Source organism: Marinobacterium profundum, from assembly GCF_001528745.1.
Classification (GTDB): Bacteria; Pseudomonadota; Gammaproteobacteria; order Pseudomonadales; family Balneatricaceae; genus Marinobacterium_A; species Marinobacterium_A profundum.
In genome coordinates this window covers 1-12765 of sequence record NZ_BCNS01000192.1, presented here as the reverse complement: position 1 = coordinate 12765, position 12765 = coordinate 1, and the positions used below count along the sequence as shown (strand labels likewise).

11 protein-coding genes are annotated in these 12765 nt (G+C 58.1%); 8 read left to right on the top strand and 3 right to left on the bottom strand.

What is annotated here, in order from left to right:
• Positions 1 to 157: 157 nt before the first annotated feature.
• Both rhaI and MPRO_RS21715 read right to left on the bottom strand, forming a co-directional pair.
• Positions 158 to 1471 carry an L-rhamnose catabolism isomerase gene (rhaI, locus tag MPRO_RS21720; RefSeq protein WP_245635179.1) on the bottom strand — a complete coding sequence of 438 codons (1314 nt, stop codon included), beginning with the start codon at positions 1469 to 1471 and terminating at the stop codon, positions 158 to 160.
• Positions 1472 to 1513: 42 nt separating this feature from the next.
• A complete protein-coding gene (locus tag MPRO_RS21715; protein ID WP_067298263.1) occupies positions 1514 to 3619 on the bottom strand; it encodes a bifunctional rhamnulose-1-phosphate aldolase/short-chain dehydrogenase in 2106 nt (701 codons plus the stop codon).
• A 211-nt stretch (positions 3620 to 3830) separates the two neighbouring features.
• Between MPRO_RS21715 and MPRO_RS21710 the strand changes: the two genes are divergently transcribed.
• The 8 genes from MPRO_RS21710 (at position 3831) to MPRO_RS21675 (ending at position 12366) form a co-directional block, all read left to right on the top strand.
• Positions 3831 to 4619 (top strand): DeoR/GlpR family DNA-binding transcription regulator, encoded by a 789-nt coding sequence (locus MPRO_RS21710; RefSeq protein ID WP_067298260.1) that lies wholly within the window; start codon positions 3831 to 3833, stop codon positions 4617 to 4619.
• A 58-nt stretch (positions 4620 to 4677) separates the two neighbouring features.
• Complete coding sequence (rhaS, locus tag MPRO_RS21705) at positions 4678 to 5673, top strand: rhamnose ABC transporter substrate-binding protein (RefSeq protein ID WP_067298266.1); 996 nt, start codon at positions 4678 to 4680, stop codon at positions 5671 to 5673.
• An 83-nt stretch (positions 5674 to 5756) separates the two neighbouring features.
• Positions 5757 to 7253 carry a sugar ABC transporter ATP-binding protein gene (locus MPRO_RS21700; RefSeq protein WP_067298259.1) on the top strand — a complete coding sequence of 499 codons (1497 nt, stop codon included), beginning with the start codon at positions 5757 to 5759 and terminating at the stop codon, positions 7251 to 7253.
• 11 nt (positions 7254 to 7264) lie between these two features.
• Positions 7265 to 8248, top strand: a complete 984-nt coding sequence (locus MPRO_RS21695; RefSeq protein WP_067298258.1) for an ABC transporter permease — start codon at positions 7265 to 7267, stop codon at positions 8246 to 8248.
• 35 nt (positions 8249 to 8283) lie between these two features.
• The gene (locus MPRO_RS21690; protein WP_245635178.1) at positions 8284 to 9279 is read left to right on the top strand and encodes an ABC transporter permease; all 996 of its coding nucleotides are present in this window, start codon (positions 8284 to 8286) and stop codon (positions 9277 to 9279) included.
• A complete protein-coding gene (locus tag MPRO_RS21685; protein ID WP_067298254.1) occupies positions 9276 to 9590 on the top strand; it encodes an L-rhamnose mutarotase in 315 nt (104 codons plus the stop codon). The genes MPRO_RS21690 and MPRO_RS21685 overlap by 4 nt, the downstream gene beginning before the upstream one ends.
• A gap of 2 nt (positions 9591 to 9592) precedes the next feature.
• Complete coding sequence (locus MPRO_RS21680; RefSeq protein ID WP_067298253.1) at positions 9593 to 10981, top strand: FGGY-family carbohydrate kinase; 1389 nt, start codon at positions 9593 to 9595, stop codon at positions 10979 to 10981.
• Between the two features lie 413 nt (positions 10982 to 11394).
• Positions 11395 to 12366: a sugar kinase gene (locus MPRO_RS21675; protein WP_067298251.1), complete on the top strand. Its 972-nt coding sequence runs from the start codon at positions 11395 to 11397 to the stop codon at positions 12364 to 12366.
• Between the two features lie 38 nt (positions 12367 to 12404).
• Here the strand turns inward: MPRO_RS21675 and MPRO_RS21670 are convergent.
• The coding region (locus MPRO_RS21670; RefSeq protein ID WP_173645537.1) for a transposase at positions 12405 to 12765 on the bottom strand (361 nt) is incomplete at its 5' end.

The window sequence follows — 12765 nt, the reverse complement described above, 5'->3', positions numbered from 1 at the left end:
GGCCAGCATTCTCGGACAGCCGCCTAGGGGCTGGTGCCGAAAAGGTCGGTGCCGAGAGGTGTTGTTAGGGGAAATGAAAAATCGGCTCAGATGAGCCGATTTTGGGTGTTTCACCGCGGGGCCTGGGCCGGCAGTGCCAGCCCAGCTGCTCAGCTAATCAGACGATACCGGAGCCGCTGCTGTTCTTGCTCGCCGGGCGATCCTTGCCGCACTGCGCCCGATAGCCACTGGCGCGGTAGGCACTGATCGGATCTATGGCGCCGTTATCGCGCAGGCGTGCCATCTGCAAAATGGGCTCGACATCCAGGTTGTACGCCGCCTTCAAAGTACCCTGGGCCATAAGGGCATCGTTACCGTCCTGGTAGCCTTCCAGGGTGCTGCGATCAATCAGCAGCGCCTTGATGTAGGCCCGTTGCACTTCAGCTGCGCTGTAAATCAGGCTTTCGATCGGATCTGTGACGTTATGTGACTGATCCAGCATATAGAAGGGGGCAAAGTCAGGGTTCTGCTGCTTGATATCCACCAGTTCATTGAATACCAGGAACAGCTGGTAGGGATTGATCGAGCCGCTGTCCAGGTCGTCATCGCCGTACTTGCTGTCGTTGAAATGGAAGCCGCCGAGCTTGCCGAACTGGGCCAGGCGGGACACGATCATTTCGATATTGACGTTGGGCGCGTGATGGCCGAGATCCACCAGGCACTTGCAGCGTTCACCGATTTGGGTGGCGGCCAGGTAGCTGCTGCCCCAGTCCTGAATCACGGTGGAATAGAACGCCGGCTCAAACATCTTGTGTTCCAGCTGCATGCTCCAGTCATCCGGCAGCGCGTTGTAAATGGCACTGGTGCTGTCGAGGTAGCGCGCGAAGGCCCGGTTGAAATTCTGCTGCCCCGGGAAGTTGGAGCCATCGCCCACCCAGACGGTGAGGGCGTTGGAGCCGAGCTTGCGGCCCAGTTCGATGACTTCGATATTGTGTTCTACCGCCTGATCCCTCACCGCTTGGGAACTGTGGCTCAGACTGCCGTACTTGTAGGATTCTTGCTGGGCTTTCTGGTCCTGGAAGGTGTTGGAGTTCATGGCATCAAAATGCAGGCCGCGATCGTTGGCAATCTGCAGCAGCTCAGACGGATCCGAGGGGGTATCCCAGGGAATATGCAGCGATACGGCAGGTGTGGCCTGGCCGAGCTGGTGCACCACGGCGCAGTCGTCTATTTTTTCAAAAATATTGCGCGGCTCACCGCTGCCGGGAAAGCGCGCAAAGCGGGTGCCGCCGGTGCCAAGGCCCCAGGAAGGCAGGGCAACAGCAAACTGGCGCGCCTGTTCGGTCAGGGCCTCGATATCGCCACCGACACGGGCCAGTCGTTCACCCAGTGCTGCGTAATCGCTGTCCAGAGCGCTTTGCTGGCGGGCATTCTGCTCGGCAATAAGCTGGGCGTCGATCATGCATTTTGTAGTCATTGTTTTTGTTGTCATGGTGTAAACCTCGGGCGGTTCGGGCCCCGTGGGCCCTATGGCTTATCGGGTAAAGGAGGGTGCGTGGCCGGCATCAACATTGAGCACGTTGCCGGTGGACTTGGATGACAGGTCGGCCACGAAGAAGTACACGCCTTCGGCAATATCTTCCGGGAAGACGTTGAGCTTGAGCAGGCTGCGCTGGCGGTAGTGTTCTTCGAGCTCATCGGTGTTCATCTGGTAGGCGCTGGCACGTTCTTCCTTCCATTTGCCAGTCCAGATCTTGGAGCCGCGCAGTACCGCATCCGGGTTGACCACATTGGCGCGGATGCCGTGGGGCGCGCCTTCGAGTGCAACGCAGCGTGCCAGCTGAATTTCAGCCGCCTTGGCGGTGCAGTAGGCCGCAGCGTTGGCCGAGGCTACCAGACCATTCTTGCTGGCGACAAATACAATCGAGCCACCCATTTTCTGGCGCTTCATCAGTGCAAAGGCTTCGCGGGAGACCAGGAAGTAGCCGGTAGAAAGAATATTCTGGTTGAAGTTCCAGTTTTCCAGGGTGGTTTCATCCAGCGGCGACGACGAGGCGATACCGGCGTTGGACACCAGGATATCAACGCCGCCAAAGCGCAGGCAGCTACTGCTGAAGGCCTGTTGTACCTGCTGCTCGTCCGTGACATCCATGCGCACGGCGTCAACCTGGTCGGCGCCGTACTGCAGCTGAAAGTCTTCCAGGGTTTCGTTCAGGCTGTTTTGATCAATATCGGTCAGCATCACGCAGGCGCCTTCATTCAGCATGCGCTGCGCCGTGGCACGGCCTATGCCACCGGCGCCGCCGGTGATCAGGGCAACGCGCCCGGCCAGTGCTTTGGGCTTGGGCATGCGTTGCAGCTTGGCTTCTTCAAGCAGCCAGTACTCGATATCGAAGGCGTCCTGTTCCGGCAGGCCCATGTACTGGCTCACGCCGGATGCGCCGCGCATCACATTGATGGCATTGACGTAAAACTCGCCGGCGATGCGTGCAGTGGCCTTGTCTTTGGCGAAGGTGAGCATGCCGACACCGGGAATCAGGTAGACCACCGGGTTGGCGTCGCGCAGCGCAGGACTGTTGTCGTGCTTGCAGCGCTCATAATAGGCGGCATAGTCGGCACGGTAATCAGCGAGCTGGTTATCCAGATCTTCGATAACGGCGTCCAGGTTGCCCTGTGCCGGGTCATAGGCCAGTACCAGCGGTTTGATTTTGGTGCGCAGAAAGTGATCCGGGCACGAAGTACCCAGCTCTGCCAGGGGTTCAAGCTGGGCGCTGTTGACGAACTCCAGTACCTCGGCACAGTCGTTAAAGTGGCCGATCTGACGCTGCTTTTCGCTGCTTTTGCCGCGAATGATTGGCATTAGTTGGCTGGCGATACGCTGGCGCTCAGTATCGCTCAGAGACTGGTGGCTGGCACCGCCGAAGGAGGCACGACCCTGCAGGCGGTCATCCAGCCAGGACTGGGCGCGGTTGATCATCTCCAGTGATACTTCATAGCATTCCTTGGCGCTGTCGGCCCAGGTAAAGAGGCCGTGGGCTTCCAGTACCACACCCTTGAGATGCGGGTTTTCGCGGGCGATTTTTTCCAGTTCCAGCCCCAGCTGAAAGCCGGGCCGACGCCAGCCGAGCCAGCCTATATCGGCGCCATAAATGGTTTCGGTCAGTTCTCGGCTGTTTTTGCTGGCAGCTATGGCAATCACGGCATCGGGGTGCAGGTGATCGACGTGCTTGTAAGGTACATAAGCATGCAGCGGAGTGTCGATGCTGGCAGCACGGCTGTTGAGGTTGAAGGTGCAGTGCGCCAGGTAGGCCACCATGTCATCTTCGTGCTGCTCGCCCTGGTAAAGATTCTTCAGAGCCTGCAACTTGTCCATATAAAGGGTCGCAAAGCCCGCCAGATCCATGCTGCCGATATCGCCGCCCGAGCCTTTTACCCAGAGGACTTCGGTGGCTTGACCGCTGAGGGGGTCGGTGCATTCTACCTTGGCCGAGGTATTGCCCCCGCCGTAATTGGTCACGCGCATGTCGGACCCCAGCAGATTGGAGCGGTATTGTAGCAGCTCGGGTTCCGTCAGGCTGGCGGCTTTCTGATCATCCCAGTGATTGGGGATCTGGCGAAGGGGGCTTTCTAGTGCAGGCATGGCGGACAACCTCTTTTCTATTAATTATTAGCTGAAGCAAGCAAAACTTGTCACAATTATGACGGGTTTTGCGTTATTGAAGTTATTTGATTGGTGTTGACGGTTTTGAATTTATATCACTACTCATTTGTAGTCAATAGTGGTCATAATCAATCATAAAATGCTTGCAATAGCCTTTTTGATACTCCATATTGATCGACAAGGACTGATTATGCACGAACGTGAGCGACATAGGATCATCCTGGCCGAGGTCGCCGAGAAGCCGGTGGCAACGGTCAGTCACCTGGTGGAGCTGCTCGGAGCTTCGGAAGCGACCATCCGACGGGATGTGAGCTTTTTGCACAAGGCCGGTAAGTTGAAAAAGGTGCGCGGCGGAGCTGAGTCTCTGCATCCGCCCACCACCACCAGTCTGGCGGGAAGGCCCTTCGCCATCAGCCAGACGATCAACGCCAAGGCCAAGCGTCTGGTGGCCATGGAGGCCGCAGCACTTTGTGAAGAGGGTGAGTCGATCATTATTGGCGGTGGCTCCACCGCGTACATGATGGCTGAGTACCTCAAGAACAGGCAGCTGCATGTGATGACCAATTCGTTTGTCATCGCTGACTACCTGCTCAAGCACAGCAAGTGCAGTGTGACCTTGCCGGGTGGCAAGGTGTACCGGGAACAGAATCTGATTCTGAGTCCATTTCCGGAGGATGGCTCGGCCAGTTTTTATGCGGCCAAGATGTTTTTCGGCGCCCAGGGCGTGGGTTCCCTGGGGGTAATGGAAACAGATCCGCAGATAGTGCAGGGCACTACACGTCTGCTGCGCCAGGCCGAACAGCGCGTTCTGCTGGTAGACAGCAGCAAGTTTGCTCAGCGCAGCAGTCTGATTGTATGCCCGCTGACACAGCTGGATATCGTTATTACGGATGCAGGAGTGGATGCCAAAACACAGAAGCTGATTGAGGATACCGGTTGCCGGCTCGTTATAGCTCGGGCCGATGCAGCCAGCGGATAAAAATCGCCCCACGGGCGACTGTCGTGATAACAACAACAAGCGAGACGGAGACCTGAACATGCCTTTTAAAAAATTAGTGGCGAGCGCCCTGGTGGCAGCAGCAATGGCAAGCAGTGGCCTGGTACAGGCTGAATCGGTGCGCATTGGCCTGGTGGTCAAGGCGCTGGGTATCGGCTTTTTCGAGGCCGCCAACGAGGGGGCTCAGGAGGCTGCCAAGGAACTGGGCGATGTGGAAGTCATCTATACAGGCCCCACCTCCACCACCGCGGAAGGCCAGATCGAGGTGATCAATTCACTGATCGCACAGAAGGTGGATGCCATTGCTGTATCCGCTAATGATACCGATGCGCTGGTGCCTATTCTGAAAAAGGCACAGCAGCGGGGTATCAAGGTAGTGTCCTGGGATTCGGGGGTCGCGCCTGATGGTCGTCAGGTGCATCTAAATCCTTCCAGCAATGCACTCATCGGTGAAATGAACGTCAAGCTGGCGGCTGAAGCTGTGCTGGCCTCGGGCGCCGCGCAGGGCGATATCGCCATCCTCAGCGCCACGCCGACTTCCACCAATCAGAATATCTGGATCGATGAAATGAAGAAGGTGCTGCCGCAGTACCCTAATCTGACGTTGGTCACCACTGTCTATGGCGATGACCTGGCCGACAAGAGTTACCGCGAAACTGTGGGTTTGCTCAAATCCTACCCCAATCTGAAAGCCATAGTGGCACCGACCTCGGTGGGTATCGTGGCCGCTGCGCAGGCCGTGCATGATCAGGGTCGGGCCGGCGAGGTCTTCGTGACTGGGCTGGGGCTGCCCTCTGAACTGGCCGGGCATGTGGATTCCGGTGTAGTGAAAAGTTTCGCCATCTGGAACCCCATCGATCTGGGTTATGCCGCCACCATGATTTCCTACAATCTGGTCAAAGGCTCCGCGACCGACTCCAGCGTTGGCATGGGTCGAATCGGTACCGCCAGTCTGGAAGCAGACGGCAGCACCGCCATGGCCGAACCCTTCATTTACAATGCCTCCAACGTGCACGCGTTCGCGGATATTTTTTAAGTCCTGGCGTGCAGCAGGTCCCCCCGGGTTCTGCTGCACCCCGCGCGTTTTTTGCCCCGTGTTACCTATAAGAAGAAATCACCATGTCTGATTCCAACCCCATGTTTTCCTTGCGGGGTGTCAGCAAGTCCTTTCCGGGTGTCAAGGCGCTCGATCAGGTGCAGCTGGACCTCTATCCCGGCCAGGTAACGGCGCTTATCGGCGAAAACGGTGCCGGCAAGTCCACCCTGGTCAAGACCATGACCGGCATCTACCAGCCCGAAGCCGGCGAACTGCGCTTTCGTGGTGAAGCCGTATCCCTGGATACGCCGGAAGCGGCGCGCCAGCTTGGCATTACCGCCATTCATCAGGAAACGGTGCTGTTTGACGAACTCAGCGTCACCGAGAATATCTTCGCCGGTCATTACCTCACCAAAGGGCGCTTCAAACAGCTCGACTGGGCCGGTATGGATGCACGTGCGCGCCAAATACTGCAGGATATTGAAGCCCCTATAGACCCTCAAACCCGCCTCAAGTATCTCAGTATTGGCCAGCGACATATGGTGGCCATTGCCCGGGCGCTGTCCTTTGATGCCCAGGTGGTAATTCTGGACGAGCCCACCGCGGCCCTGTCTCACCACGAAATCGAAGAGCTTTACGCCATAGTGCGCAGGCTGAAAGAGGCCGGTTGCGCCATCATGTTTATCAGCCACAAGTTTGATGAAATTTTTGCCATCGCCGATCGCTATACCGTCTTTCGTGACGGCTGCTACGTGGGTGATGGCCGCATTGACGAGACCGATGAAGCAGGCCTGGTGACCCTGATGGTGGGCCGCACCGTGGAGCAGGTGTATCCCAAGGCCAGCGCCAAGATCGGTGACACAGTGTTGCAGGTAAAACAGCTGAGTCACCCAACCGAGTTTGACGATATCAGCTTCGAACTCAGGCAGGGCGAGATTCTGGGTTTCTATGGCCTGGTGGGCGCCGGGCGTACCGAGCTGATGCAGGCGCTTTTTGGGGTTTCCAGGGGTGTGCAGGGCACGGTTGAAATTGGCCAGGAGAGGGTGGATATCCGTTCACCGGCGGATGCCATCAAGGCCGGTATTGTCTATGTGCCCGAAGAGCGCCAGGCCCAGGGTACGGTGCAGGAAATGTCTATCTTCCAGAACATCAGTTTGCCGCAGCTGAGCCAGATCAACCGCTCAGGCTGGCTAAACGAGGAAGCTGAGTACGCTCTGGCCGATACCTACGCCAGCCGCCTGCAGGTGAAAGCGCCGAACTGGCGCGAGAAAGTTGGCAATTTGTCTGGCGGCAATCAGCAAAAGGTGGTGATCGGCAAGTGGCTGGCAACCCAGCCCCGGGTGATCATTCTGGATGAGCCGACCAAAGGGATCGATATCGGCTCCAAGGCGGCGGTGCACGCCTTTATGTCCGAGCTGGTACAGGAAGGGCTGGCGGTGATCATGGTGTCGAGCGAGTTGCCCGAGGTTATGGGCATGGCGGACCGGATTATCATCATGCACGAAGGTCAGGCGGTGAGCGAAGTGGCGCGCCATGAATTCAGTGCCGAACGCATCGTAAGCGCGGCGAGCGGCGGCTGAGGAGAATACAGATGAAAACAATGCTGCAAAATCGAGAGATCCTGCTGGCCGTACTGATTCTGGTCATGATCCTGCTGGTGGGCGTGATTACACCGGACTTTCTGCTGCCATCCAATCTGCTGGCGGTTTACAACGACACTTCCATTCTGATTATCCTGGCGCTGGGCCAGATGCTGGTGATCCTGACCCGCTGTATCGATCTGTCGGTGGCGGCCAATCTGGCCCTGACAGGCATGGTGGTGGCGATGCTCAACAGTGCCTATCCCGCACTGCCGGTGCCATTGCTGATGGGTGTCGGTGCGCTGCTCGGGCTGCTGCTGGGTGTGGTGAACGGTGCCCTGGTGTGGAAGCTGGGTATCCCGGCCATAGTGGTGACGCTGGGGACCATGAGCATCTATCGTGGTCTGGTGTTTCTGCTCAGTGATGGTGCCTGGGTCAATGCCCATGAAATGAGCGCCAGTTTTGTCAGTATCCCCCGCAGCACTGTGCTGGGTCTGCCGGTGCTGGCCTGGGTTTCGGTGCTGGTGATCGTGATCATGGTGCATTTTACCCGCCAGCGCAGGTTAGGGCGGGAAATCTATGCGGCGGGCAATAATCCCACGGCGGCCTTTTATACCGGTATTCAGGTGGGGCGGCTGCAGTTTGTTGCCTTCAGCATATCCGGGCTGCTGGCGGGCCTGTGTGGTTACCTTTGGGTGTCGCGCTATGCCGTGGCCTATGTCGATGTTGCGGCGGGCTTTGAGCTGCAGGTGATCGCCGCCTGCGTGATCGGCGGTGTCAGTATCATGGGCGGTATAGGCACGGTGCAGGGATGCGTACTTGGGGCCCTGTTCCTGGGAGTCATCAATAATGCGCTGCCGGTGCTGGGCGTGTCGCCGTTCTGGCAAATGGCCATCTCGGGTGCGGTAATCGTTATCGCCGTTATTGCCAACTCCCGCGCCGAGCGCAAGGTCGGACGTATCATCCTGAAAAAAGCGGCGCTGCACGCCGGCTAATCTGACAATGACAGGTGTGCCCCATGGAAAAAATAATGCATAAACCTATGGCTACCTCAGGCTTGCCCGCGATTGGATTGTCGCGTCGACTACTGTCCTGGGAATTCTTTCTGCTGCTGATGACAGCGGTGGTTTTCGGCCTTAACAGTCTGGCATCGCCGTACTTTCTGGATCCCTGGAACTTGTCGGATGCGACTTTTAACTTTGTCGAGAAGGCAGTGGTGGCGCTGCCGCTGGCGATGCTGATTATCTGCCGCGAAATCGACCTCTCGGTAGCCTCGATTATCGCCCTGGCCTCGGCCGCCATGGGATTTACGGCCCAGGCGGGCGCCGGTACCGAACTGATCGTGCTGGCGGGGTTGGTCACAGGCCTGCTGTGCGGGCTGGTCAACGGCCTGCTGGTGACGCGTTTTGAGATTCCGTCCATCGTTGTCACCATCGGTACCATGAGCCTGTTTCGTGGCATTACTTACATTTTGCTGGGTGATACCGTGCTCAAAAACTATCCAGAGAGCTTTGCCTACCTGGGTCAGGGCTACGTGTACTGGGTGTTCAGCTTCGAGTTCGTGTTATTTGGCGTGCTGGCGCTGCTGTTCTATGGCCTGCTGCACCGTACCAATTTTGGCCGGCGCACCTATGCCATTGGCAACAATCCCACTGCGGCGTTCTATTCGGGCATAAATGTGGCGCGTCACCGGCTGATTCTGTTTGTACTGGTCGGACTGATATCAGGCCTGGCCTCGGTGCTGCTGACTTCCCGCCTGGGCAGTACCAGACCCACAATAGCGCTGGGCTGGGAGCTGAGCATTATCACCATGGTGGTGCTGGGCGGCGTCAGTATTATGGGGGGCGCGGGCACTATTCTGGGGGTGGTGATCGCGGTCTTCCTGATGGGGCTGGTGACCTTCGGTCTGGGTCTACTGAATGTGCCGGGCATAGTGATGTCCATCATTATCGGCGCCATGCTGATTGGCGTGATAGCCACGCCAGTGCTGCTGATAAAATTCAAAGGCAGGAAGTCCGCCCCATGAGACAGGCCTTTGTTATGCAACTCAAGCCCGGCTGCGAGGCGCAGTATCGCCAGCGCCACGATGAAATCTGGCCCGAACTGACGGCACTGTTAAAAAGCTATGGCATCCGCGATTACCATATCTATCTTCAGCCGCAGACGCTGCAGCTGTTCGCGCATTGCTCTGTGCCAGACAACTTTGATGCTGCTGCGCTGAAGCAGGAAGCGGTAATGCAGCGCTGGTGGCACAGCATGAGTCCGCTAATGGAAGCCCTACCGGGCAGTCATGAGCCTCTGTCGATCCCGCTACAGCCTATGTTCTGCCTGGAGTGAAGATGCAGTCGATTATTCTGGTACTGGATATTGGTAAAACCAATGTCAAACTCTGCGCCCTGGATGCCGCGAGCGGAGCTCTGCTCCAGTCGCTCAAGCGCAGCAATGAGGTGATCCTGGCCGAGTCCTATCCGCAGGCGGATATCGAGGGTATCTGGCACTGGTATTGCCAGGGCGTTGCCACCCTGGCGAAGCGCTACGCGATTCGCTTTCTGAGCTTTACCACCCACGGCGCCACGGCGGTTTGCCTGGCCGGCGACACAGCGGCGCTGCCGGTACTGGATTACGAATCGGATCTGTGTGAACAAGCGAATAGCGATTATAACGCGGTGCGCCCGGACTACGCACAGACACTGAGCCCTGCGCTGGGGGGCGGGCTCAATCTGGGCCGACAGCTATTCTGGCTGGCACACGCGAGGCCCGATGATTTTGCCCGCGTCGACTGCATTCTTATGTACCCGCAGTACTGGGGCTGGCGCCTGAGTGGTGTTGCAGCCGGTGAGCTGACATCCCTGGGGTGCCATACCGATTTGTGGCAGCCGCAACAGCAGTGCTACTCATCGCTGGTTGAGCGCATGGGCTGGCAGGCGTTGTTTCCCGCGCTGCAAAAGGCCGGTGCGGTGCTGGGCCCGGTTTTGACAGAGCTTTCCCGCGAACTCGGTTTGCCGGCGGATTGTCAGGTGATTAATGGCATCCACGACAGTAACGCATCCCTGGTGCCCTATCTGCGCCAGCTCGACCTGCCCTTTACGGTGATATCCACTGGCACCTGGACCCTTATGGCGGGCATTGGTGCGCCCCTGGCCGGTATTAGTGAGCAGGACGACATGCTCGCCAATGTCAGTGCTTTCGGTGATCCGGTGCCCTGTATCCGCTTTATGGGCGGGCGGGAATGGGAGCTGCTGCGCGATGCCGACGACTGTGATCTGGCAGATCTGCAACGGGTGCTGGAGCAGGGGGTCTTTGCGCTGCCGTCTTTTTCCAGCCAGGGTGGCCCGTTCCGGCACCGCCAGGGTGGAGTGGTCGGCCCCCAAGACAGTCTCAGCGCCCGGCAACGCACGGCACTGGCCGCGCTCTATTGCGCCCTGATGACGGATTACTGCCTGGACCGCTTGCAAAGCGCCGGTGATATTTTTGTCGAGGGCAGCTTTGCCCGCAATGCGGTCTACCTGAGTGTACTGCAGTTGTTGCGCCCAGATCAGACAGTACGGGCCAGTGATGACAGCACCGGCACGACCCAGGGCGCCGCCCAGTTGATAGCGGGCTTTGACTGGCCGGAGACCGCAGTGCCTGGCGCTGTTGAGCATCCTGGTAATCTGACTGGACTGGCTGAATATCGCACTCGCTGGCTGGATTTGCTGGACGTGGGCGACCCGTCATACGGCGTCTGATCGTTGCCTGGCGATGGACTGGGAACAACAGTAACGGTCGTAACTTTGTGTGCGCTCCTTGAGCACGACAGTTGCCTCTTTATCTGCTACAAAAAAGATAATAACCCCTCCTCGAAAACAGTGCCTCCAGGCAGGCTTAAGCCTGTTGGCACTGCTCCCTGCTGTGTTTTCCTTGGCATGCGTTTTCTACTCAGCACTGCCAGCGTGCAGTTTTTGGTTGCCGCGTAGCGATCTTGACACGCCAGTATAAACTCGGCATATCGTTTTTTATAAATTGAAACTACGTTTTGTTTTTGTGGCTATGGTTGCCCGGCCGAGCTTTGCGGATATTCATTACGGCAGCTTGGATATTGGCAACCCGTGCTGCGCAACCCGCGCCATCTGACCTTACGTGGTCAGGCTGAGCGCGAATAATGGGCCGCAGCCTAACAGACGAGACAGTGTTATATGGCCCCCATCCTCTTCGAATCGCCAGTATCGGCGAATGCATGGTCGAACTGGCGCCCCAGGGCGAAGCCCAGTATTGCCAGAGCTTCGCCGGAGATTCCTATAACACGGCCTATTACTTGCAGCGCCTGCTGGCCGGCAGGGCGCGGGTCGGTTATGTCACAGCGCTGGGCGATGATCGCCTGAGCACTGCCATGTGCCAGCATTTAGCCGACGCCGGTCTTGATACCTCATGGGTGCGCCGGCTGAGTGGGCGCCGACCCGGTCTCTACATGATCGAGAATGACGGTGAGGGTGAACGGGTCTTCCACTATTGGCGTGACAGTTCAGCCGCCCGGGCGTTACTGGATGGCCCCGAGGCGGATGAGATGCTGCAACGTCTGGCGGGGTTCGATGCGGTTTACCTGTCCGGTATCAGTCTGGCAATACTGCCGGAATCCGCCCGCGCACGTCTGGTGGCCTGCCTGCACAAACGCACGGGACTGCTGGCGTTCGACCCGAATTTCAGGCCTGCCCTCTGGGCGTCGCCAGCGCAGGCATCCGAGGCGATGCGGGCTCTGGTCGGCTGCGGTGCGACTGTGCTGACAACTCTGGACGACGAAACACTGCTGCACGGTTACGATCAGCCCGAACAGGTGATTGAACACTGGCAGCAGCGGGGGGCGGTGGAGGTGGTGGTGAAGCAGGGGGCCGAGGGCTGCATTGTGGCCTGTGGCGGCGAGCGCCTGCATATTCCTGCCGAGGCGGGGATCAGGCCCATTGATACGACAGGTGCCGGCGATTCCTTCAATGCCGGCTACCTGGCGGCCCGCCTCAGCGGCCTTGCTGCCCTGGACAGCGCCCGGCTGGCCCATCGGCTGGCCGGGACCGTGATTCAGTATCGCGGTGCAATAGTGCCGCAGACGATCGCGCTGCCGGACATGACCCCAGGCCAGTAAAAACGCTGGATTATTAACCCGGCGGATAAATACATCGATCATGCTGCATACAGAATGTGTCCTGCCCGGAAATATGTTTTTACCCGTTCTGGCCGACGTTGCAATGTGAGCATGCATGATCGAGTGCGTTTCTTCAGGTCTTCAATCGAGCGGACCGCCGGACCACTGTGCACCATGTTTTTCAGGTCGCAGTTCAAGTATTCATCCGGGTTCAGTTCAGGTGAGTACGCTGGCAAAAAGAACACTTCCAGGTAGCGCTTCACGGGCTTCTTTGCGAGCCAGCGCTTCACGATCTTGGCATGATGGACTCGCAGGTTATCCAGAATCAGAAACACTTTGCCGGGCGTCGACTCGATCAGAGCCCGAAGAAATTTGATGAGAACCCTGGCGTTCATCGTC